The organism is Bacteroides sp. RTP21281st1_H5_RTP21281_210402, assembly GCF_040918965.1.
Lineage (GTDB): Bacteria > Bacteroidota > Bacteroidia > Bacteroidales > Bacteroidaceae > Bacteroides > Bacteroides congonensis.
Genome location: NZ_JBCOWR010000012.1, coordinates 59,680 through 82,984, shown reverse-complemented (window position 1 = coordinate 82,984; position 23,305 = coordinate 59,680). Strand labels below are relative to the sequence as shown.

At 45.8% G+C, this 23,305-nt stretch carries 19 protein-coding genes; all 19 read left to right on the top strand.

What is annotated here, in order from left to right:
* The first annotated feature begins 7 nt into the window (after nucleotides 1-7).
* Nucleotides 8-241, top strand: coding sequence for a hypothetical protein (locus tag AB5443_RS17265; RefSeq protein WP_117720249.1), 234 nt, complete (start codon nucleotides 8-10; stop codon nucleotides 239-241).
* Between the two features lie 154 nt (nucleotides 242-395).
* Nucleotides 396-623, top strand: coding sequence for a hypothetical protein (locus AB5443_RS17260; RefSeq protein WP_070751260.1), 228 nt, complete (start codon nucleotides 396-398; stop codon nucleotides 621-623).
* 19 nt (nucleotides 624-642) lie between these two features.
* Nucleotides 643-990 carry a hypothetical protein gene (locus AB5443_RS17255; RefSeq protein WP_055218043.1) on the top strand — a complete coding sequence of 116 codons (348 nt, stop codon included), beginning with the start codon at nucleotides 643-645 and terminating at the stop codon, nucleotides 988-990.
* Nucleotides 991-1,010: 20 nt separating this feature from the next.
* Entirely contained in the window at nucleotides 1,011-1,436 is a 426-nt protein-coding gene (locus AB5443_RS17250; protein ID WP_117720251.1) for a hypothetical protein, read from the top strand.
* 76 nt (nucleotides 1,437-1,512) lie between these two features.
* A complete protein-coding gene (locus tag AB5443_RS17245) occupies nucleotides 1,513-1,791 on the top strand; it encodes a hypothetical protein (RefSeq protein ID WP_117720252.1) in 279 nt (92 codons plus the stop codon).
* Nucleotides 1,792-1,795: 4 nt separating this feature from the next.
* Entirely contained in the window at nucleotides 1,796-3,160 is a 1,365-nt protein-coding gene (locus AB5443_RS17240; RefSeq protein WP_368113818.1) for a hypothetical protein, read from the top strand.
* The gene (locus tag AB5443_RS17235) at nucleotides 3,153-3,854 is read left to right on the top strand and encodes a hypothetical protein (RefSeq protein ID WP_300916353.1); all 702 of its coding nucleotides are present in this window, start codon (nucleotides 3,153-3,155) and stop codon (nucleotides 3,852-3,854) included. Before AB5443_RS17240 ends, AB5443_RS17235 begins: the two co-directional genes overlap by 8 nt.
* Nucleotides 3,838-4,788 (top strand): hypothetical protein, encoded by a 951-nt coding sequence (locus AB5443_RS17230; RefSeq protein WP_368113820.1) that lies wholly within the window; start codon nucleotides 3,838-3,840, stop codon nucleotides 4,786-4,788. Before AB5443_RS17235 ends, AB5443_RS17230 begins: the two co-directional genes overlap by 17 nt.
* 9 nt (nucleotides 4,789-4,797) lie before the next feature.
* On the top strand, nucleotides 4,798-5,610 hold the full coding sequence (locus AB5443_RS17225) for a hypothetical protein (protein WP_368113821.1): 813 nt from the start codon (nucleotides 4,798-4,800) through the stop codon (nucleotides 5,608-5,610).
* Nucleotides 5,607-6,041 carry a lysozyme gene (locus tag AB5443_RS17220; RefSeq protein WP_368113823.1) on the top strand — a complete coding sequence of 145 codons (435 nt, stop codon included), beginning with the start codon at nucleotides 5,607-5,609 and terminating at the stop codon, nucleotides 6,039-6,041. Before AB5443_RS17225 ends, AB5443_RS17220 begins: the two co-directional genes overlap by 4 nt.
* Nucleotides 6,038-6,481 (top strand): hypothetical protein, encoded by a 444-nt coding sequence (locus tag AB5443_RS17215; RefSeq protein WP_368113824.1) that lies wholly within the window; start codon nucleotides 6,038-6,040, stop codon nucleotides 6,479-6,481. The genes AB5443_RS17220 and AB5443_RS17215 overlap by 4 nt, the downstream gene beginning before the upstream one ends.
* A gap of 2 nt (nucleotides 6,482-6,483) precedes the next feature.
* On the top strand, nucleotides 6,484-6,660 hold the full coding sequence (locus AB5443_RS17210) for a hypothetical protein (RefSeq protein WP_368113826.1): 177 nt from the start codon (nucleotides 6,484-6,486) through the stop codon (nucleotides 6,658-6,660).
* 4 nt (nucleotides 6,661-6,664) lie between these two features.
* On the top strand, nucleotides 6,665-7,075 hold the full coding sequence (locus AB5443_RS17205) for a hypothetical protein (protein WP_368113827.1): 411 nt from the start codon (nucleotides 6,665-6,667) through the stop codon (nucleotides 7,073-7,075).
* A gap of 124 nt (nucleotides 7,076-7,199) precedes the next feature.
* Nucleotides 7,200-7,382, top strand: coding sequence for a type II toxin-antitoxin system HicA family toxin (locus tag AB5443_RS17200; RefSeq protein WP_007478400.1), 183 nt, complete (start codon nucleotides 7,200-7,202; stop codon nucleotides 7,380-7,382).
* 88 nt (nucleotides 7,383-7,470) lie between these two features.
* On the top strand, nucleotides 7,471-7,866 hold the full coding sequence (locus tag AB5443_RS17195; RefSeq protein ID WP_195580787.1) for a pilus assembly protein HicB: 396 nt from the start codon (nucleotides 7,471-7,473) through the stop codon (nucleotides 7,864-7,866).
* A gap of 505 nt (nucleotides 7,867-8,371) precedes the next feature.
* A complete protein-coding gene (locus tag AB5443_RS17190) occupies nucleotides 8,372-12,673 on the top strand; it encodes a phage tail tape measure protein (protein ID WP_368113829.1) in 4,302 nt (1,433 codons plus the stop codon).
* A 9-nt stretch (nucleotides 12,674-12,682) separates the two neighbouring features.
* Nucleotides 12,683-14,812, top strand: coding sequence for a hypothetical protein (locus tag AB5443_RS17185; protein ID WP_368113831.1), 2,130 nt, complete (start codon nucleotides 12,683-12,685; stop codon nucleotides 14,810-14,812).
* A 252-nt stretch (nucleotides 14,813-15,064) separates the two neighbouring features.
* Nucleotides 15,065-16,222 (top strand): hypothetical protein, encoded by a 1,158-nt coding sequence (locus AB5443_RS17180; RefSeq protein WP_368113832.1) that lies wholly within the window; start codon nucleotides 15,065-15,067, stop codon nucleotides 16,220-16,222.
* A gap of 9 nt (nucleotides 16,223-16,231) precedes the next feature.
* A complete protein-coding gene (locus tag AB5443_RS17175; RefSeq protein ID WP_368113834.1) occupies nucleotides 16,232-23,020 on the top strand; it encodes a CotH kinase family protein in 6,789 nt (2,262 codons plus the stop codon).
* The last annotated feature ends 285 nt before the right edge of the window (nucleotides 23,021-23,305 follow it).

The window sequence follows — 23,305 nt, the reverse complement described above, 5'->3', positions numbered from 1 at the left end:
AATTATTATGAAAGATATAGAAGTAAACGGCGCACATATCACAGATGAAAGTGCCGAAATATTGAAACAGTGGCAAGTTAAGACGGAAGCGGTTTCCGCTTGTTACATACGGGTAATAGAGGAAACTATCGACGATTTGACCGATGAAGGGGGGGAACCGCTTTCCGCTGAAAAAATAGTAGAAAGAATCAGAACTTTACGCATGATGAAAAAAGACATCGAAAAGTTGTCTAATCCTTAATATTAATTTTAATATACCGGCTGAAAAGGCAGCCGTTGGGTTTAAGTCCCAGGTTAGGGTTTGTTTGTGCCGGGGTGGTTCCCGGCACTCTTTTTTATGTCCTTTTCGTCGGTGTCCGTTCTTCCCACCTTTGCAGTAACCAATTATTCAAGTTATGAAAATAGGAACAGACAAATGGAAGCATTTCGGAATTAATTACGCTATATGTGCCCTGTTGGGTGATTATGGTGTTCCCTTTGCCCTGGGTGTTTCACTGGGTAAAGAATACGGGGATGAAATGTCACCCTGCAATAAATGGGACTGGAAGGATATTCTGGCAGACCTGGCCGGGATCGTGGCGGGTTATTTGACGCATGTATGTATCTTCCGGATTATAATGTAAAATTTTCAACTCTATCAATATGACGGAAACGATAATTACAGCGATTATTACGGCTCTTTGTACGGGTGGTCTGACCTGGCTGTTCACCCTCCGATATACCCGTAAACAGGCGGAAGCTGACGCCATGAAGTCAGTACAGGAGGTTTACCAGGAACTGATCGAAGACATGAAGAATGACCGTAAAGAATTGAAACAGCGGATCGACGATGTAGAGAACCAGTACCGGGAACTCCAGCAGAAATGTAACGAAATGGAAAAGGATATCAGGCAGAACGCCCGTGTAATGGATATTATGAAGCCATTCCTTTGCGGGGTGAAAAATTGCCTGAACCGTAAATCAATCACTTTTGATACTACTAATAATTAACGACTTAATAAACATGAAACATGGAATCATACACTTACTTATTTTTATTTGTTTTGCAGCTTGTTTTTACGGTTGTCGTTCTTCTCGCTCTGTTATACGAGAGACGGTTACAGAAGCAATTGGAGAAGAAAAACAAACTACTACTGGCGGAGTTATCGTACTTGCGCGAAGAGATTCAAGCAATGACAAACACACACTTCACGTTCACCGGGAAGATAGCACGCATATCCGAATCAACTATGACAGCCTTGGACGGATTAAAGAAATTGATTTCAGCAACCGAAAAACTGAAAAAAGAACTGGAAAGAATCAAAGCAGCTCCTTCCAGGATCATAAGGAAGTTACCAGTCAGCAGGAAACAACCGTTACCCGTAAATCCGACGTTAAGCAACAAAGCCAGGAAAAAGAAAAGACTACAAACGGGTGTAGCTTATGGACGTTCCTAAAATTCATGTTTTTCTTTCTATCCTTCTGCCTGGTACATGATAACTGGGGCAGGATTAAAAATTTTATCCGCCGGCTATGGAAAAAATAAACCTTTATGTAGCGGTAGAACAGATGAAGCGGATTACCATTTCCGGAGGAACCTTTTCTATCAAGTTCCGGAAATGGAACCGGCAGACACGGGACGGCGGCGACATGGTAATACTCACGGCCGCCCGTTTGAGGAAAAAGGCGACGGATGAAAAAATAGAAAATTCAAGCTATAAACTATTCCTGACGGACACCACAACGGGCCGTCCCCTGAATTGCTGGGAATGCCTGGTAATGGAGTTCAACGGGAAAAGAATAACGATTTAAGAGTATGGAAATAAGACGAAGTGGCAACTTTGGAATTATAGATACCGGCAGTGATAAGGGTCTGATCTCCTTTTCTATCGGTGGCCGCGGTAAAGGTTGGGAGCCCTCCAGCATCCAGTTGAACCGGCGGGGTGCCTTTTTTTCACGTAAGATCAGCGTAAACGGTACCTTTATCGTTCCCATGGGTGACAATAACGACATGCCGGGCGAGGTCATGCGCTTACTGGATAAATTCTATGCCGGTGAAGGCATTATGGGTAAAATAGCCGGTTTACAGTGGGGAGAAGGCCCGCGGCTGTATGAGGATGCGATCGACGAAGAGAATAACCGTTTTTACCGGCGTTGGAAACTCGATCCGGAAATAACCGCCGACCTGGAGTCATGGGATTACACGACGGTTCTTCACCGCTCACTCGTAGACCTGACACACATGCAGGGCTTTTTTATAAAGTTTGTCCGGAACCGTGCGCCGCGTGTGGGCAATCCCGGGCGTTTGGTACGGCTGGAACACATTCCCTACCAGAAAGCCCGCCTGGTATATCCGCCCGAGGGCGAGGATGAACCGCAGGAAGTACTTGTGGGCGACTTTCCTTATCCTGATCCGGCTTATACTTACCGTTACCCGGTCTTTGATCCGGCCCACCCGTTCAAATATCCGGTTTCCGTGAAATACTATAATATCTATTCCTTTTGCAAGGATTTCATGAGTACACCGCGTTTTCTGGGTGCGCTTGACTGGCTGGAACTTGCCGGCGGTCTGGCCGCTATCCTTATCGCCTATAACGAGAACGCCTCGGCTATTTCCCTACACATCGAATCGCCGCAGTCTTACTGGGACCGTGCGGAAGCGCGTATTAAACAGGTTTGCGACCGTACGGGCGAGAAATACACGGCCCAAATGCTGGAAGATTTCAAGGACGAAGCTATGGAGAAATTCGCCTCCAACATTACCGGAAGGCAGAACGCCGGGAAATACATGCACACGACCAAATTCTGGAATCCGGAAGCGAATAACTTTGAGGGCTGGACGGTGGAACCACTGGATAAGAAGATAAAGGATTATGTGGACGCCCAGATTAAAATATCCAATAAGGCGGACGCTGCCGCCACTTCCGGCTTCGGTCTTGATCCGGTACTTTCAAACCTGATTATAGAAAACAAACTTTCTTCCGGATCGGAGAAATTATACAGCCTGAAAGTGTATAACGCTTCTGAAACGGCTATTCCGGACATGATCCTTTGTAAGCCGTTACAGCAGTATATTAATGCCAACTTTCCGGGTACCGCAACGAAAGTAGGGCTTTATCGTACCATAGTGGAAGCGGAACAGAACGTTTCACCCTCTAACCGTATGAAAGAAAATGCGTAGTCTGTTTTTTACATCGAAACCGGAAGATGTACCGGAAGAACCGGTAAGCGACCGGCAACCGGAAGAGAACCGTGCCGATAACACCCCGGACAAGCATATAAAGGCCCGCCGGACGAAAAACGTTCATTTTGACCGGCGGATAAAATCGGAGCTGCACCTGGAAGAGTGTTTGCCCTGGCATTTTGAGAAAGGGGCGGCTTATCACTGTATCAGTCATGGGGACGTTGACAGCCTTACTTATCTTCGTGTGATCGTGAAGCAACAACCGGTGGAATATGTTCTGATTTCTACCTGGTGTATGGCAATTACCGATGTTAAGGAGGTGGAGAAATGGCTGGAGAGGAAAGACATAGGGTACGCGGATTTTTATGTAGGTGAAATCTTTCAAGGTTCCTACGCGGATGTTTATTTATACCTAAAGAAGGTGGCGGAACGTTTCGGATCACGTGTCTGTATTTTCCGTAACCATGCTAAAGTAATGGCTGGTTTTGGTAACGCTTTTGATTTTGTAATAGAAAGTTCGGCCAATATAAACACCAATCCGCGCACGGAGCAGACCTGTATAACGATAGATACCGGGCTGGCCCGCTTTTATAAGGAGTTCTACGATGAAATAAACAATTTCACAAAGGATTTTGATAATTGGAAACCATATACACTAAAAAGAGATCGAGCAAATGACGAAGTTATTTAATAAAGGCGGTGACGGTGCCGGTGAAATAGTCCGTGTTCTGGGATTGATCGATAATGATCTTGATTTTACCAAGTGGGAACCTATCTTACCGCTGGGTATTCGGGATTTACAGGCTATCATCGGAACGGAACCCATAGACGCGGTAGATAAGTATTACCGTGAAGATCATGCGGACGGCACGGAATCGGACGGCATGGCGGAAACTTTGCGGCTGATGCAGCAGGCGGTGGCGATGTTTACCTGGTTAAAGGTTATTCCCACTTTGGACGCACAACACGGAACGGCCGGACGTGGCAAACATCTTGGAGAGAATGAAACGGGCATGACTGCCTTACAGGAGTTCAAGGATGAAGAGAATATCCGGAACCTGGCTTATGAAGCCGTAGACGCGTTGGTGGAGCTACTGGATCGCGAAAAGTTTGATTTCTGGATGAACGGCATTAAGAAAAAGGCTATAAACCGGCTTCTTATTCAGAATAAGGAAACGTTCGATGAATATTATAATATCGGCAGTCACCGGCTTTTCCTGGTGCTTATTCCTATGATCCGGGAAGTCCAGGACGGGCAGATAATACCTGTTATCACCCGGAACCGTTATAATAAACTGATTGAAGGCGATACCGTTTTAACGGAGAAATTGCTGGAGTATGTACGCCGCCCGCTTGCACTTCTCACCATAAAAAAGGCCGTTGAACGTTTACCGGTGGAAGTTCTACCCAATGGAATCGTACAGGTACAGCAGAGTACAACCGTACGGGATAAATTGCGGGCGGAAAAAGAGGCCCGGCAATCGGTTGCTAACAGTTTGGAGCAGGACGCGGCGGCTTACCTGGATGTATTACAGGATATCATCAGGGAACTGGATGCGCAGTCGGAAACGGTGGATTACTATATACCGGGTGTCACCGTACAATCCAAAGGAATAACCTTTTAATGTCCGGACATGGAGAAGTTTACATATAATAGTAAGACGGCGGAGGTTCCTTCCTGCCTGGATGAAGTCAGCAGTGAGCAGTACCAACAGTTTCTTATATTGTCGGTACTGATGAACCGCGGTACGATCAGCCCCGGACAGTTCCGCGTAAAATGGCTTTCTTTCCTTCTGGGCATGAAAGCGGATTACACCATGTACCGGCGTGAGATCATCCGGGAGCTGGACTGTCAACTGGAAAAGCTGGACGGCTTTTTCTCTTATACAACCGGTAAGGAGGGCGAGCGGATCGTTACGCCCATTCTGAAAACCGGGCGTAACCTGATGCAGGATTTCGGGGGCTGGCATGGTGTCGGTGATATGCTGAACGGTCTTACTTTCGGTAACTTTTGTGATTGCCTGGATTTGTTGCAGCAAAGCAAGCAGGCGGCGGCAGAAAAGGACGATCCGGCTATAAATGAAATCTTCCAGGATATTACATTAAAGCTTTACCGGTACAAGGACCCGGAGAAGATGCCGGCCGTTCCTTCCTTGCTTGCCATTCATGCGGTAAACTTCTTTTCCGCTGTTTGGGAAATGGTTCTTTCCGGACCGGTTTATATCGGTGGTGAAGCTATCGACTTTCGGATATTGTTTCAGAAGCTGGCATCCGAGGACCGGAAGGCAGACGATAAAACCGGTTGGACCGGGATAGTCTTTGAGGTAGCGGCTTCCGGCGTGTTCGGCAATAAGAAGGAGGTGGACGATACACCCTTTTGGGATGTATTGCTTTATCTGTATAAATGTAAGTTTGAGTATTTACACCAAAAACGTAACAAGAAATGAGAACGACAACAGGAACAAAAAACAAGATTAAGAAATTTGAGGGGTTACGCCTGAAAGCGTATGTATGTGCCGCGGGAGTATGTACGATCGGTTACGGTCACACGACCGGCGTAAAACCGGGTGATGTTATAACCGAGGACCAGGCCGACGCCTTCTTTGAATCGGATATCAGGGCAGTAGAAAACCAGGTGAACGCGCTTCCCCTTCATCTGGGGCAGTACCAGTTTGACGCAGTAGTAAGCTTTTGCTTTAATGTAGGTATCGGAAAATTCAAAAAATCAACGCTTTATAAGAAGATTAGAGCGGATGCGTACGATTCATCCATACCGGCAGAGTTTAAAAAATGGATATACGGGGGTGGTAAGATTCTTCCGGGGCTTGTCACCCGCCGTGAATGGGAGGCGAAACGTTATCAGGGATTGACGATATGATAGATATAAAGGTTTACCGCGAATACTGGGAAGGCGTGCAAAAACGTATTCCTGAAATAAAGAAGGTGCTGCCCGTTACCATTGATGAGGAAATGAGTAAGACGATACAGGGACTATCTAAAGGAGAATGTCCGGTGCTCTTTATTCTGATCCCGTCGGGAACGGGTGCCAGCCTTTCGGCTGATAATGTGAGGGAAAATAATTTATGCGTTATTTTCCTTATGAGCAAGTACGATCCCCAACGTAAAGGAGCTTATGAGACTATCGAAGAGGTGCAGCCGATTATGGAGCGTATCAAACAAATGCTGATAGAAGATTCTGCGACCGGTTGCCCTGTCACTAAGGAACTGGATTTAACCAGTCTTTCCACTCTTCCGGAATCCGGCTTTTACCGGACGTTTGCAGGGTGGAGCCTGGCTTTCTCATTTAAAACAAGATGATAATGGATGCTTTTGCGTGGTTTTGGTTAGCTGTCATAGCAGGTATTATTACAATAGGTGTAAATGATGCGTTATGCACCTATTGGAAATATAAATATACCTCAAACAAGAAAAATGAAACTGTTAAGGACGAATCCGGGAAAAGGCACATTATTTCCGGATTTTCAAAAAATGAATAACTGAATGGCCGAGAATTTTAAAACGGATTTCTTTACCGATCGGATCGGGCGTGGAATACAGGATATATTTCAGGCCCAACTGGATATCGCTACCAAACGGATTTACCAGAAAGGCCGTGCGCGGAAGAAGGTACAAGGATATGGAACACTTGTACAAGGGCGGTCCGGTGCATTAATGGCCGCATTGCAGAACCCGAATTATTCGGTCATTCCAGACGGCGAGGGGGTAATCGCCCGTTCTAACCTTCCATTATATACTCGCTTCCTTGATATGAAGAGACACGGTAATTACCAGATTTATAACCGGCAGATATACGGGATTCTGTATCATGATACACTTGGAAAGGTTAAATATGAATATCAGGACTATATAAGGGAAAGAGTAAAAGAAATGTTTGCCAGTTCGCTAAAATAATCGTATTGCTACCTTCCAAAACGATGTTAAAATATAGCAAAATCGCAATAAATATATTTATATTGCTTGTATAATTGTAGCATATTTGCTATATTTGCATTGTATTTAAAAGTTCTTTTATTTTATGAAGTACAATCAACTTTACGCCGAATTAAAGGCGGCAGGTTGTTACGTTGTGAGACATGGCGGAGAACACGATGTTTGGTTCAGTCCCAAGACTGGCAAAAAGTTTTCGATACCCCGTCACGGGTCTAAAGAGGTTTCTCTTCACATAGAACGTAACGCAAGAAAAGTGCTGGGGATTTAATCCCCGCACTTCTTTACTTCATAATTTAAGACTTTTAGGTACGATAGTGGCAGGTAATATTGCCTGCCACATTTAAAAAATAAATAGTATGAAAGTGAATGTTTTGTTTGAACGTGCGAAAGACGGTTATTATTCCTGTTTTATGGAAGAAGAGTTACCGGATTTTGGATTGGCCGGCTACGGAGATACAGCGGAAGCGGCTAAGGCTGATTTTCTGAAATCATACGAGGAAATAAAAGAGATGTTAGCGGAAGAAGGTAAGGAGGTTCCAGTATTGGAATTTTCTTATAAATATGATCTACAATCATTCTTTAATTATTTTTCGTTTCTCAATATTTCAAAAATAGCAGAGGTTGCTGGTATAAATCCGTCTCTTATGCGTCAGTATGCGTCTGGAGTGGCGAATGTCGGTGAAAAACAGTATGATAAAATAAGGATAGCAATAAATAAAATAGGAAATGAATTAGTTTCCGCTCAATTTTGATAATACAACCTGTTATAAGGTTTCTATTATATTTCATAAAAAAGAACTTAATACACCCGATGTATTATTTCGTGAGAAATGATATATCAATTAAGCCCGGCCCAATTCGGGCGGGCTTATTTCCGATTATTTATTATTTGTATCTTATAGTAATTGTATGATATACGAAGATATTTTATTTCTGATCGGCTTTTTCCTGGTAATAGCCTTTTTCGTTGGATGTAAGCATAAACCGACTACTTTATCCGGGTGGCTTGCTTTTGCCTTTCTTTCCTTTACCGTGACGCCTCTTATATCGGTTCCTTTAACCTGGTACGTTTGCCGGAGGCTTGATCGGGTAACAATTAAGGATAAAGGATATTTTGATCCTTCGGACCTTACCTTCAAGAAATAAAAATAGTTCTCTTCTTGTATAATAAGCCTGTAGAATGATTCTACGGGCTTTTTTAATGTCCTTTTCCGCCACTTTACACCAGGATAATTTTGCCTTATAAAATTTACTCTTATGGCAAAATTAAAACCTGACTATATCGAATGGGTGTTAACTCTGAACGCCACCGATGCACAGAAAGAAATACATAATCTTTCGGAAAAGAACAAAGAACTCCGGGACAGCAATAAGGACCTTAAAAAGAAAATGACCGAACTTATTGCTACCGGTAAGGCTGGCGGTAAACAGTGGAAGAATCTTACGGATAGATTAAATGCCAATAATAAGGCTATATCCGAGAATAACAAGAAGATTGCCGAATGTGAGAAACGGCTGGATAAAACCACCATGAGTGCCAACCAGCTGGCAAGGAAAGCAAACGCCTTGCGGAAAGAGCTTCGCGATACGGTGAAATCCTTGCAACCGGAAAAGTATGCCGCCCTGGAGAAGGAACTGAAAGAAGTTGAAAAGGCGTACGGGCAGGCCACGAAAAAGGCGGAAGGTTTCGGCGGTTCCCTTCTTTCCCTGAATAAGATAAAAACGGTTCTGGCTGGTGTGTTTGTCACTATTGGCGCAATGATAACCGGGCAGATTGTCGGGGGGCTAAGGGATGCGATCAGTACTATTATAGAGTTTGAGAAGAAAAATAGTACTTTGGCGGCTATCCTGGGAACCACGAAAAAGAGTATCAAAGATTTAACGGATGAAGCGCGCCGGCTGGGTGCCACTACTTCTTATACGGCCGCACAAGTAACGGCACTTCAGATAGAGCTTGCCAAGCTGGGATTTTTCAAGGAGGATATTAAAGCGATGACGCCTTCCGTGCTGAAATTCGCTAAGGCGGTGGACACGGATCTTGCCTCGGCTGCTACGCTTGCCGGTGCAACATTGCGTATTTTCAACCTTGATGCGGAAGATACGGAACGGGCACTTTCTACCATGGCAATAGGTACAACGTCTTCGGCCCTGAATTTTGAATACCTGAATAGTGCAATGTCTACCGTCGGCCCGGTAGCTAATTCTTTCGGATTCACGATCGAGGAAACGACCGCCCTTTTGGGAGCTTTGGCAAACAGTGGTTTCGACGCTTCATCGGCAGCAACGGCAACACGTAATATTTTGCTTAACCTGGCTGACAGTAGCGGCAAACTCGCGCTTGCTCTTGGCGGTCCGGTTGATAACCTGGATGATCTGGTAAAGGGACTTAAAAAATTAAACAGCGAAGGAATAGACTTGAACAAGGCCCTTGAACTGACCGATAAACGTTCCGTTGCAGCGTTTAATACTTTCCTTAACGGTACCGATACCGTGCTGGCACTTTGCGACGCGGTAACAGGTGCGGAAGACGATTTTAACGCCATGTCCGAAGAAATGGGTGATAACGTTCAGGGTGCATTAAACCGGCTAAGTTCAACTATTGAAGGAGTAGTTTTACGTTTCTATGAATCAAAGGGTATTCTCCGGGATTTAATAGATCTTGTTACGCTTATGGTGGAAGGTGTGGGAGGTATGATCGACATGTTTAATAAATGGGGTGTTGTCACTTATACCGTTACGGCCTATTTGATTGGCTATTACGGAGCATTGAAAATCGCTACCATGTGGCACGCCCGTTTTAAAGCGGCGACCCTTGCTTCGGTTGTTACAGAGAAAGCGCACGCCGTACAGCTTTATATCAGCCGGGCGGCTACTTTGGCTTATGCGGCGGGCCAGGCATTGCTGCACCTGAATATTAAAAGATGTACCGCCGCTCTTCGGTTAATGCGGATCGAACTTTTAAAGAATCCATATACGGCCCTGCTCGCATTACTCGTGGCAGCCGGGGTTACTATCTATCAGCTTGCAAAGAAGACGGAACAGGCTTCGGCCGCGATGAAGGCCCACCAGGAAGTCGTAAAGAAAGTGAATGAAGAATATTCCAGCCAGGAAGCAAAAATAAAAACTCTTGTAGCTGCTATCAATGACGAAAATCTTTCCAACTACACCCGTAAACAAAGGCTTGCGGAATTAAAAGAACTGATACCGGATTATAATGCGGAATTGAATGAAGAAGGCAGGCTCATTAACAATAACAAAGAGGCTATAGATCAATATTTGGTTTCCTTGGAAAAACAAATCAAGTTGAAGGCTTACCAGGAGGAACTGGAAGAATTGTACAAGAAAAAAAGGAACCTTGAAAGCCAGGAATCAGAGCAAAACGATGCTTACTGGGACACTCGCCAGCAAAATACACTGTCAGGATATAACCGGAACAACCTTACCGCTAAAATAAGCCGTTTATTTGGTACGGAAAAAGAGGCCAACCAGTTAAAAGCCCTACAAACAACACAGAAGGATTTGGCCGGTATAGAATCAGCAATCGCCCAGATCAATAATGATATATTAAAAACAGAGGCAACGGCCACTTCATTAACCGGGACCAATAAAGAAAATATAAATACTGAAACATCCCTCATAAAGAAACTGGAGGCGGAAAAGAAAAAGGTTCAGGAGCAATGGGCAGAAGACAGCGAAGCGAATATCGCCAAGAAGAACAAGGAAATAGAACGTATCGACACCGAAATAAAACGTTTGAATGAATTAGGTAAAGTCAAAAAGAAAGCGGAAGCCGGAGAGTATAAAAATACAGAAACGGGCGCCACATTAAAACCTCTGGAGATCGAGCACGAAAAACGTATGCTTTTTATCAAACAGAACCGGGAGAAGGAAAATAAGACGGAAGCCCAGTACATTCTCGAAGGGACGGCGGAAAATCTTCGCTATTACCGGGAACGTATCGACGCACTCCAGAAGCTGGAAGCAAAGACCCCGGCCAAAAAGAAGAAGTTACTCGATGAAATCCACAAGCTCGAAACGGAAGCCCAGGCAACTATTTTTACGGAAACCGGTAAGCAGGAAGACGCCCGTATAAAACAGGTACAGGAGAAACGGGACGAACGGATAAAGATTGAAACCGCCTATTACAATGTCCAGAAGGACACCATGGAAAAAGCGGTATTAAACCAGAGTATAACGCAGGAAGCAGCCGACGCCTATATGCTGGAAGTTGAACAGGCACATACGGCGGAACTTCTGGAGATAAACCGTACCTATCTGGATGATGTAAACGCCTTGGAGATCACCAGCAGACAAAAACGTATAGATACCGTTACGGAAGCGGCCGATGCCGTACGTGAAACCGAGATGCAACTATTACGTGACCGGGCGGCCATTGCTCAAAAAGTACGTGAAATAACTTCCGTTCCGGTAGGAATAACCGGTATGCAGGAAGTACACCGGAAGCAGGTTCAGGATGTAGAAACGACTTATAATGCCATAATTGAGATAGCGAGACAGGCGGGAATTTCTACCGTTGGTTTGGAGAAACAGAAACAGCAGGAAATTAGCCAGCTTGAATTTGAATACCAGAATAGTTTATACCAGATTCAATCCCAGATCGGCGTATCATGGGCGCAGGAATACCAGAATGAACTGGCCCTGTTAAAGAATCTGCACGATCAGGAATTAATAGACGAAAAGACATACCAGCGTAAAAAACTGCAAATGCAGATGAATAACGCTAAAAAATATTTTGACTATTATTCCGGCCTTTCCTCTTCCATGGTGGAAGCTATTCAGCAGGCCGAAATCGACCAGGTGGAAGCAAAATACGATGTTCTCATACAAGAAGCCGAGAACAACGGGGAAGATACTGCCGCCCTGGAAGAAGAGAAGGAAAATAAGAAACTGGAGATTCAAAAGAAGTATGCGGATGTGAACTTTGCTATCAAGTGTTCCCAGATCATAGCAGATACAGCCGTTTCGATTATGAAGGCGTACGCGGACTTAGGACCGATCGCCGGAACCGTTGCTGCAGCAATGCTTGCGGCTACTGGTGTGGCCCAGCTTGCATCGGCCAAAGCAGAACGGGACAGAATTAAAAACATGTCCCTGAAAAACACTACCGGCAGCAAGACCGCCACGGCTGAACGTGTTGTTTCCGGTTCTTCCGGTGGCGGGTGGTATGAAGGCGGTTACACCGGTCCGGGTGGACGCTATGAAGTGGCCGGCGTAGTTCATAAGGGGGAATATGTGGTACCACAGCCGGAAATGAACAATCCTAAAGTGATCGACGCCGTCAGCACTATCGAAGCGATCAGGCGGCAGCGCACCAATGCCAACCCGTTACCACAGAATCCGGGTGAATATTATGAAGGCGGTTACGTTACTTCCCCTGCAGGTGATTCTTCCTACCGGGAGTTCCTGGAAGCGGCAAAGGAGCTTCGCGCCTCCTGTGAGGCTATCAAATTGATAAAGGCCTATATCGTTTATCAGGATTTGGAGAAGGCCAAAGAAACTATAGATAACGCCCGCGACACCTTTACACGCGGAAAATAAGTAATCATTATGCTAAAGATTAAGACGAACAAAGGTTATCTGGATTTAGGGGGTGACTTTACCGTACAGATTGATGAAAAATCCCCTGTCATGAACGACCGGGGATCGCAAACCGTACCGGTTACGGTTCCATGTACTGGCAATAATGCTAAAATAACCGGTTTTGCTCACCGTCTGGACATGGGTATAAAGCCGATGAATGAAGATCAGGCATGTACGGTATTGGACGGAGCATATAAACGTACCGGGAAGATAAATATTGTTTCCGCCGGTAAAAAAGAAGGTATTACCCTTAATATCGGCTTTGACAATTCGGAAGCCTACAGCGCATGGAAAGCAAAAAAATTAAATGCTATTACGTTACCGGTGAAGGAGTATAGCAGCGTTAATTCTCTTTGCGCACATTTGCAGCAAGTTTTAGGAGGTTATCAGACTGATTATGCCGTATTTCAGATTATGACTGGTAACGATTCGAAAGATAATCAGCTTTACCCTAAATACTTGAACTATATCACACCTGTATCAGAAGGAAGTAAAGTATATCGTTTACGTTATCAAGCAAGAACAGAAACTTTTTTAGTAAATGGTACTCCGACTGCAGTAACACTTCCGGAAGGTTACGGCGTAACGGCTTTTTTATATGTATGGCGTGTGCTGGAACTTGTTTTTTCCGAATTTGGATATACCATAACCGAAAATCCTTTTAAGACGAACAAGGAACTTTCTAACCTGGTAATATTGAATAATGCTGCCGACTGTTGTGTTAAAGGGAAACTTTCTTATGCCGATTTGATGCCGGATTGCACAGTAGAGGACTTTTTAAATGCCTTGCATGTGCGTTTCGGGCTGGTTTATAATGTTTCTTCCGATACGAAAACAGCCACGTTAAGACTGATTCGGGATATTGTGGATGATGTTCCGGACATTGATTTGTCCCGTAGCCTGACGGACGAACCTTTAATAACTTACGAAACGGCCCGGCAAATGAAGTTATCGGCTAAAACTTCCTTTACCGGAGCCGCTCCTTCCGTTGAACGGTTTGAAGACTATTTAAAGGATCAGGAAGTGGCCAGACTGGCGAAAGTTGACATTACCAAAAGGGTGATACATCTAAATTATGAGGAAACGACGGGGCGGTGGTTCAAATGGGATGAAGACAACAAACGCCTTACTTATTCTTCATCGAGTTTCTTTTCCTGGGATCGGAAAACCGACAATATCGAAGATAACGAATTATCCAGCGACGACGAATGCGTTCCAATGGATTTTGCCCCGAATGATATTCTTTCCCCTCAATATCTGGCCGATTACGTTCACCGTTATACATATCTTAAAACATCCTCTAATAATGATGATGAAGATTCGGAAAAAGTAGAAACGCCTTTATCGTTTGTGTTTGCTTTTACATCCTCACAGAATAGTAAATATCCTTTCGGTTCCGTACTGCCCTATACTTCCGAGGGTGAGGAAGTCGTATTAAAAGACGGAAGTAAACATACGATATCACTTTTGTTTCAATATAAAAACGGTCTGTTTATAAACTTCTGGAAAAAATATGATGCTATAATAAGACACTCTTTCAACCAGGTAGAAACGAATGTCATGTTACCGGTCCACCAGCTTATGAGTATGGATATATTGACACCTGTAGCACTTCGGGGGCAGTACTTGCTTTTTGACGGGCTTTCTTATTCACTTCCGGCAAATAAGATTGTACCTGTCGAGCTGACATTAAGAACGCTTCGGTTAATAGCCCCCTATAATCTTGATGAAGAACATTATATTAAAGATTTTGGAAGTATTTTATATGTCTGGAAATTGGTTCGTAATACCCAGGCGGAAGTACAAGAAAATAAAAAGCAAGAGGTATTAAACTACTTGACAGGTTTAGGCTTTACCATTGTTAATGATCGTTTCTGGACCATAACAGACGGTTTTATTAATCCCGATACAGATGATTATATAATAGATAATCCACCAACTTCTGAAAATGACACCCTAACAAGATACTATCAGTTTCAGTTAAGAGTGAATATAAATTATATACAAAATGATCCGGAAGCTACTACTGGAACTTACAATGATACATTTACCCTTACTTATATAGGGGAATTTATATCGATAGTGTATTCCGGTTAATCCCGTCCTTTATTCTTCCTTTCATAACCCCAACTTTTGCACCATGGAAAAGCAGAATAATATCATACTTGCTCCGTCCACGTCACAAGTAACGGAGCTTTATAACCTCTGGAGGGAAAACCATTCGGGCCGACTTACGGACTTTTATAAGTTTATGGTAAATCCTTCGGCTGCCAGGGATCGCTTTATATCCTCTCTGGAGATTCAGAATGAGTTAACAGGCAGTTTTATCGTAACTAAAATAGCAATACAATGAGCGCCAGCGACGAAGCTTTAAAGGTGAATATATATCCGACGGGAAACGCTTTTACACGTAATCCTATTTTTTTGTCTGTATCATCCTGTTCTATGGCTACATACAGTATCAGGATGAATAATGAAGAAATCTTCAAAGGAAACGGAATCGGGGAATTTCGTGTTAATATAGCCGAGATTGTCGAAACCGGAATAACAGGCGCACGGATTTTACCGGATAACACGGATCATATACTTGCCGTTTCCGGTTTGTCGGCAGAAGTAACTATACATGTGGTAAATGAGGGTGAGGAAGAGGATAACCTATCTTTTACCGCCTGGAAAGGGGGAATTTCCAAGAAGGAGTTTAAACGTCTTCGAAATATGGGGACTGATATATTTTCTTTGAAGTTCTTGAATGAATCCTGCAATTTCTTTTTTACTACGCGGAGCAACGACTGGCGTATAATGATGCGCGAGACGGAACTTTACCCGCTTTGTTTCATCTATCCGGGACACGAACTGAAAATAACGGAACTTCTTACCGGTCAAAGCCTTACAGTACCAGGCACGGCAGGGAATTTCTACGCCTTGAACCTGGAGGCCGTAAGACTTAAATTCTTTACCGATTACGGGGTACTGGCCAACCTTTTTGACGTGTATAGCGGTGATACGTTTGCTCTCCGGATCGGGATCGAGCAAAGCCCGACGGTCCGCGAGCGTTACCGGCTCCGGTTCCTGAACAGTTACGGGACTTACGAAGTGTTTTCCCTGGAAGGCGAGGCGAGCGTAACTCCCGGCATGGATGAAGACGAAGACGCTGTTTTCCGGCGTTACGATGAAATTACCGATGATTATTATTCGGATCGCATACGGACGGAGATACAGGAAGCCGTAACGATTAAGACGGGATTCAAACGCCCGCAGGAAATACGCTTTCTTCTTGATCTGCTTTCCTCTGATGATGTCTACCTGTCCGGTTACGGTCGGGAAGAGATAAAAGTAATTCCTTCGGCGGAAGAGTTTTCTTACCGTGTCCGTCCGGACGCACCGCAGAACGTGACGTTAAAACTCACGTTTGCCGACAAAGAGTCCAACTGGACGGGAGAAATTACGGAAAGCGGCTACCGGAAACCGAAGGTTCATTCCAAAGAATTTAGTAAACAATTTAATTAATGTATCTATATGGCAACACAGGAGTATATCGATGATCTTATTATAGTCATTGAAACCGCAGAGGACGCAGAAAGCGTTACTAACCAAATGGTGGCGGCGGTTCTTGACTTCTTGAACGAACACCTGAAACTGGTTTCCCAGGGTAAGGAAGTCGAGGCGGAGGAAGCCGCCCGCATTGCCGCCGATGCAGCATTACAGAAGGCTATAGACGCCGTTTCTTTACGTATCGACCGACTTGTCGGTAACAACGCTTCGCAGGCAATCGACAACTTTAACGAGATTCTTAATTTCTTAAACGGGCTTAAAGACAGTGATTCGCTTGCCGCATTGCTGGCCGATATCAACGCCCGTATCGGCAGCGAAGACAGTTCGGAGAGTGAAGACGGTTCCCTTTGGGGAAAACTGAAAAGTTTGTCTCAGGATATAACCAGTTGTTCCGATGACATAAGCACATTGCAGGTAGACCGTGACAAAATAAAACAGGAGTTGCAGCAGACGGCCGGACTCCAGGTTTCAACTTTTACCAACGTGAACAACCTTTTGAACGCTGGTACCGTTTATAGTGATCTGTCGGGGGTATTTGCAGCATTGAAAACGGCGGGAAAGATTAACAATGTCCGGAAAAACGGTATAATCCTTTCTTTCCTTACTGCCGACGGCTGGGTGACGAAGCAATTTAGAGGCAATCCGGACACAGATTTTGAGAATGCCGAAAAGTGGGAGGATTTCGGCAGCGGCGGTTCGGCCGGCGGAAATACCTATAACGTAACCGGTAACATGCCACTAACGGAAGGTTTCTATACTCTTGCTTCCGCCATTGCCGCGGTACCGGAGAAGTGGCGCGGCCGGGGGCGTGTTATCACCTTTGAAACATCACTCGGCAAATGGGAGACGTGGCAATTTACCGGAACCGACCCGGCTGTCTGGGATCAGGAGGCGAGCTGGGAAGAGTTCGGCGGCAAAGGAACGGTAAAGAGTGTAACGGTAAACGGCGAGAAGCAGACGCCGGACGCGACCGGTAATGTGAATGTAAACGTGGATATCCTGGAAGTGGACGAAACTTTGTCCTTAGATTCCACCAATCCGGTAGAAAACAAGGTTGTAACCGCCCGTTTTAACGAGGTGGACGCTTCCACGTTGTTTAATGTGAATGCGGAGGTAAGCGAGGATGAAACGTCCGTCCGCCTGTCTTTCCAGAACAAAAGCGGCGCGGAAATTACCGCTGTGGATATCCCGGCCGGTTCTGGTGGAGGTTCCGGCGAAACGGTGGCTACTAAAATTGTATTAAATGCGGCTGTAGATAATGCGATCATCAAGGAAGGCGGAAACGCCCGTCTTACTTATACGTACGATCACCAGTACACCACGGGGGACGAAAAAGGGGAATCCACCGGGCAAAAGGCAGATATCACCGTTACGATCAGGCGCGGAACGACTACCATGTATTCCCAAACAGTCAGCGATGTTTCTAAAGGTAGTTACGAACTGGACCTTTCAAGTTACTTGCTTGTGGGAAACACGGATATTTACGTAGTGGCAACCACTACTGATCCGACTACCGGCAAGAAACAAACCCGGCAGGCGTTTACATCCGTGAAGGTTGTCAGCCTTTCCCTTACCAGCTCTTACAATCTGGCCGGGGCCATAGCCGCCGGCGGTTATACGCTGGCCGATACGATTAATATTCCTTATGCCGTGAGCGGTTCCGGAACAAAGGTCGTCACGCTGTATCTGAACGGCCAGCAACAGAACGCGCACACCATTACAAGATCGGGAACAACAAACGGCAGTTTCAGTTTGTCCCCTTCTTCGCTTGTAACCGGCCGGAATACCGTTCAAATGGTTGCCGAAATGGAGGCTTCCGCCGATCTCGTGTTAAAATCCGAAAGTATCTACATCGACATCCTGAAATCCGGAGGATCGGCACCGTTTATCGGCACAATGATGAGTTTTCCGGACGGCCGTATTTTTCCGGAGGATCATCTTGTTCCGCGCCTGGAAGCGGGGCAGTACGAACAGGTGAAATTTGATTTTGTGGCTTATGATCCCGCCGCGACGCCGGCCAAAGTGGACGTTTACCGGGACGGGGTGCAAACGCAGTCTGTCAGTGTGGCCCGTACTACGCAGACATATACCAACCGTTTCACGCAGCAGGGCGAAATCTGTATGAAATTTAAGACGGGAGCCACGGAATACCCGTTTTATATCGACGTGAGAGAAAGTGACATCGATTTGCAGGAAACTACTGCCGGGCTTGTATTGAAACTTTCGGCAGCCGGTCGGAGTAACAGTGAATCCGATCCGGGAGCCTGGGATTATGGCGACATACACACAACGTTTGCAGGTTTCGACTGGAACAGCAACGGCTGGACGGGCGACGCCCTGAAACTTACAGGAGGCGCGAAGATTGAAATCGGGTACCAGCCTTTCTCCACGGATGCAACCACTACCGGGGCTACCTATGAAATGGAAATTCTTTGTTCGTCGGTAACGGATCGGCAGGGGGTGATACTGGACTGTATGGCCGGCGATATCGGTTTCCAGATGACAACGGAGCAGGCACTTATGCGTGTTTCCGGCGGTACGGAAGTAAGTACGAAGTTTGCAAGTGATATGAACCTGAAAATAGCCTTTATTGTCGGGGCCAAGGCCGGCAAACGGTTGCTGGAACTTTATGTGAACGGAATCCGTTGCGGGGCGGTGCAGTACGGAGCTACCGAAGGACTGCTGCAGGCACAGCCGGTGAACATCCGTTTGTTCAGTGATACGGCGGATGTGGAAATCAGGAATTTCCGTATTTATAACCGTGCGCTTACGGATGATGAAGAATTAAACAATTATATGGTAGACCGGACTACATCGGATGAAATGGTCCTGTTATTTGAAAAGAACGATGTTACGGGGGACAACGGTACGGATATCGACATAGACAAGCTACGCGCCCAAGGAAAGGCGGTTATGCGAATTGTCGGCGATGTGAACCTTGTCAACGCCACCAATAACAAGAAATTCGAGGTCCCGGTCGATATCTATTTTTATAGTCCGTACGGTAAGGAGTATGATTTTGTAGCAAGGAATGTCGGTCTAAGAATACAGGGTACATCATCCACCACTTATCCGCGTAAGAACTACCGTCTTTATTTCTTGCGCCTGGAGAAATACGGTACCACGCTGGAAGTTAACGGCGTGGATGTGCCGTCTCTTGAATACAGTTTCAAACCGGGAGCACGACCGATCAGTATATTCTGTCTGAAAGCGGACTTTTCCGATTCTTCCGGTACACATAATACCGGTGCGGTGCGTATTGTGAATGACATCTGGAAGAAGTGCGGGTGGCTGACACCGCCGCAGGCTGCATATAAGGGGGAATATGATGTACGTATAGGCGTAGACGGTTTCCCTATGGACCTGTTTTATGACAACGACGGCACCGGTGCGAATACTTATCTGGGAAAATACAATTTCAATAATGAGAAATCGGAAAGTGCGATTATTTACGGTTTTGAAGGAATTGAAGGATTCAACGACGAAGCCTCCCTGAACGGGCAGCGTAACAAATGTATCTGTCTGGAGTTCTTGAATAACTCCGAGGCCCTTTGCTTGTTCGGAACTACCGACATGTCTTCTTTTGATGATGCGCTGGAATTTCGTTTCAAGGCGGACACTACCTGGGCGGATGCACACGAGGACGATAAGGCGGCAGTTACAAGGCTTTGGAACTGGATAGATTCATGTAAAGGTAATTCTGCTAAGTTCCTGGCGGAATATAACCAGTATTTCGGTAATGACAGCCCGTTTGCATGGTATCTGATTACCGATTACTTTATGGCCGTGGATAACCGGGCAAAAAATATGATGCTGGCAACTTGGGACTCTCTGATCTGGTATTTCCTTCCTTACGATATGGACACTTTGTTCGGTGTGCGTAATGATTCGGTACTGAAATACGAATATACCATTACCCACGAAAGTTTTGACGACAGTATAGGTTCTTATTCGTTTGCCGGACATGATTCCGTTTTATGGGAACTGGTACGCGGTTGTCCGGACAAATTGCGTGAAGTAGCGGAAACCTTGCGTAGCAATATGAGCCTTGAATATGTTCTACAAGTATTTAACGAGGAGCAAATGGGTAACTGGTGCGAGCGGATTTATAACAAGGATTCGGAATATAAATATATCCTTCCGCTTACCGAAGGGGTGACAACCAGCAGCGGAACCAGTTATTATAATTATCTGTATGCCTTGCAGGGCAGCCGTTACGCACACCGTACTTATACCATTCAGAACCGTTTTGCCCTTCTGGACAGTCAGTACGTGGCCGGTACTTACCGCCGTGACAGCTTCGCGGCTTATTTCGGGTATAAGTTCGGCAGTGATAATCGGAAAATTCGGATTACGGCCTCCGAACGGTATTATTATGGGTACGGGTACACGTCCGGAACACCGCACCAAAGCGCGGTACTTGCAGAAATGGCCGGGGCTGTGGTGGAACTGACAATGGACACGGATTTGATTGTAAACGATCCGCAATATTTCTACGGTGCAAGCCGTATTCGCGGGCTTGATCTGACGGATGTAAGCCACGCCATTGTCGGCACGTTGAACCTGAACAACTGCACGGCCTTGCGTGATCTGAATGTTAGTTGTGAGGCCGGACAGACGACATTTAACGCCCTTCTGGTGGGTAATTGCCGTAATCTTCGAAAACTCGACATATCCGGGCTTAAATCTTCTTCCTTTACCGGTATGGACCTTTCAAGTAATACCAAACTTGAAACCTTTCTGGCCGGTGGTACATCCCTTACCGGTGTGACATTCGCCGGCGGTGCGCCTCTGGCCGTTTGCGTCCTTCCCGGAACTTTGCAGACGCTCGAACTCCGGTACCTGAACAAATTAACCAATGCAGGGTTGCAGCTGGAAGGTACGGCAAATATCACGCGCCTTGTGATTGATAACTGTAGCCTGATCGACTGGAACACGTTATTACAGCAATGCAGTGCGACCAGCTATCTACGAATTACCGGTATAGATATGGACGGGAACGGTAATTTGCTTCGCAGGCTTATGACAATGGGCGGCGTTGATGAAGACGGGGGAAACGTGCAGACGTGCCGCCTGGTAGGTACGTACCGGCTCACCCAGTCTATGTCGGATGAAGAGTACGCCGCCACTTGTGCACATTTCCCGGAACTGAATATCATTCAGCCGCAGTTTGTCGGTATAAAAATAGATCAGACGGTAGGAGACGGGGAAAAGATTACGAATCTGGATAACTCTACCGGATATGACTATAATACTGAATTTACCCCGTCTTCCCATATATTGGAAGTGTTGTCGAAAAGACGTTGTATTCTGGCTAAAAAGACGGCGGAGGGTGAAATGACCTGTTATCCGCTTCATGATGAGAACCGGAATAAATACGCGGATAGTGACAGCGTGGAGAACGCCACGGATGCAGTATTAACCGGATCGGAAGGTGAAGTTTACATATATGAGCCTCATTACTGGTACAAGGGAGTAACGGACGTGCTGAATCAGTGTCTTTACGGTTTTATTTCAAGCAATGAGGATGCGCCGGCAGCGGCAGGGTACACCAGTGTAAAACTTACCCGCGAGGAACTGGACGTAACGGAAGGGATCGGGATTCGTAAGAATACGGATTACACGACCATTGAAGAGGCGAAGAATGAATACGAATCCGGATCGTTCGCCCTGGTGGACGTCCGGAATTACAAGCAGGTTCGTTTTCCCGGTTTTGCTTCTACTCTTTACGGGGCTGTATTTATAGATGATGCCGGGAAAATAGTAAGTCGGATCAGCATTTCAAATGCAAACGGTTTTATCAATGGTATGTATCTGTTTTGTGCTGTTCCTGTAGGGGCTACGAAACTGGCCTTTACTTTCCTTAATTCGGCGGCCTTCGATTTCGTTTTACTCACAACATCGGAAAGTGTGGAAGCGATCGAGCCGGACTGGGTAGAGCATACGGAATGCCTGGGCGGTGCTTATGAAGCCTATCTGATTGATGATGTGCTGCGTTCTGTCAGTGGTGTTTCAAGTGTAGGAACTATTTCACAGAGCCAGGCCGTCAAATACGCCCAGAATCGGGGTAAAGGTTTCCAGTTGTTCGACTGGGAGATGCACAAGGATGTGGGTAATCTGCATTTCTTTAAATACGGTAATACCGATTCGCAGGGAGTTTGCGGATATGGAACAAGCAATTACCAGAAAGTGACAGGCCTTACAAATGCGCTGGGGATGCGTGATACGGTTTCTTATTATAAGGAAAAGGGCGGTTCCAATCCACAGGCGGAAGGTGCTTACCGGGACGGTGTAAATTATCAGTCCGTCAATGTGCTGGGATATGAGAATTTCCAGGGAAACAAGGCGGAATGGTTGCAGTATGTCACAGTAAACAAGACGGCGGCGGACGGAAGGTGGTTTATTACCATGCCGGACGGAACGGAACGCATTGTACAGGGAATTACTGTTTATAACGCGGATATTTATCCTACCCACATGGTTTGGGGCCGGTATATGGATTTGATTGCAGCTAAAGAAGGCGGTTCCACTTCCTCACATTGGTTCGATAGGTTCTATGTGGGTACCGGTCTTTCTCGTGTGGTGTATCGGTCGTACAGCAGCGCGAGCGCGTTAGGCGGTGTTTCGTATGCGGTCGCGAGTTACGATTCATCGTTCACGCCTGCGTTCATCGGTGTTCGGCTTGCCTTCAGGGGCATAATACGCTGGGCGGGCAGCGTCGCGGCCTTTAAAGCCATAAATCAGGCAGATTAAGAGAAAAAACAGCAACGTAAAACGTTGTGCGGGTAGCGCGGGCGTCCGGAAAGTAAGACGGGCGCCGGTACTTCCGAAAAGTACAAAGGCGGATTTCCTCATATACACTCGTGTGGTGTATCGGTCGAACAACAACGCGAACGCGTTAGGCGGTGTTTCGTATGCGAACGCGAATAACGATTCATCGAACACGAATGCGAACATCGGTGTTCGGCTTGCAAACAATTAGAATAAAGAAAAAGCGCATAAGCCTTGAAAATTGGCGTACAACAGTGGGGACGTGTC

Bases quoted from the DNA above. Each gene is read 5' to 3' on its own strand.
- AB5443_RS17250 (WP_117720251.1), top strand. From the start codon at position 1,011: ATGGAATCATACACTTACTTATTTTTATTTGTTTTGCAGCTTGTTTTT.
- AB5443_RS17265 (WP_117720249.1), top strand. From the start codon at position 8: ATGAAAGATATAGAAGTAAACGGCGCACATATCACAGATGAAAGTGCC.
- AB5443_RS17175 (WP_368113834.1), top strand. From the start codon at position 16,232: ATGGCAACACAGGAGTATATCGATGATCTTATTATAGTCATTGAAACC.
- AB5443_RS17225 (WP_368113821.1), top strand. From the start codon at position 4,798: ATGGAGAAGTTTACATATAATAGTAAGACGGCGGAGGTTCCTTCCTGC.
- AB5443_RS17195 (WP_195580787.1), top strand. From the start codon at position 7,471: ATGAAAGTGAATGTTTTGTTTGAACGTGCGAAAGACGGTTATTATTCC.
- AB5443_RS17200 (WP_007478400.1), top strand. From the start codon at position 7,200: ATGAAGTACAATCAACTTTACGCCGAATTAAAGGCGGCAGGTTGTTAC.
- AB5443_RS17185 (WP_368113831.1), top strand. From the start codon at position 12,683: ATGCTAAAGATTAAGACGAACAAAGGTTATCTGGATTTAGGGGGTGAC.
- AB5443_RS17255 (WP_055218043.1), top strand. From the start codon at position 643: ATGACGGAAACGATAATTACAGCGATTATTACGGCTCTTTGTACGGGT.
- AB5443_RS17205 (WP_368113827.1), top strand. From the start codon at position 6,665: ATGGCCGAGAATTTTAAAACGGATTTCTTTACCGATCGGATCGGGCGT.
- AB5443_RS17190 (WP_368113829.1), top strand. From the start codon at position 8,372: ATGGCAAAATTAAAACCTGACTATATCGAATGGGTGTTAACTCTGAAC.
- AB5443_RS17210 (WP_368113826.1), top strand. From the start codon at position 6,484: ATGGATGCTTTTGCGTGGTTTTGGTTAGCTGTCATAGCAGGTATTATT.
- AB5443_RS17260 (WP_070751260.1), top strand. From the start codon at position 396: ATGAAAATAGGAACAGACAAATGGAAGCATTTCGGAATTAATTACGCT.
- AB5443_RS17240 (WP_368113818.1), top strand. From the start codon at position 1,796: ATGGAAATAAGACGAAGTGGCAACTTTGGAATTATAGATACCGGCAGT.
- AB5443_RS17215 (WP_368113824.1), top strand. From the start codon at position 6,038: ATGATAGATATAAAGGTTTACCGCGAATACTGGGAAGGCGTGCAAAAA.
- AB5443_RS17220 (WP_368113823.1), top strand. From the start codon at position 5,607: ATGAGAACGACAACAGGAACAAAAAACAAGATTAAGAAATTTGAGGGG.
- AB5443_RS17180 (WP_368113832.1), top strand. From the start codon at position 15,065: ATGAGCGCCAGCGACGAAGCTTTAAAGGTGAATATATATCCGACGGGA.
- AB5443_RS17245 (WP_117720252.1), top strand. From the start codon at position 1,513: ATGGAAAAAATAAACCTTTATGTAGCGGTAGAACAGATGAAGCGGATT.
- AB5443_RS17235 (WP_300916353.1), top strand. From the start codon at position 3,153: ATGCGTAGTCTGTTTTTTACATCGAAACCGGAAGATGTACCGGAAGAA.
- AB5443_RS17230 (WP_368113820.1), top strand. From the start codon at position 3,838: ATGACGAAGTTATTTAATAAAGGCGGTGACGGTGCCGGTGAAATAGTC.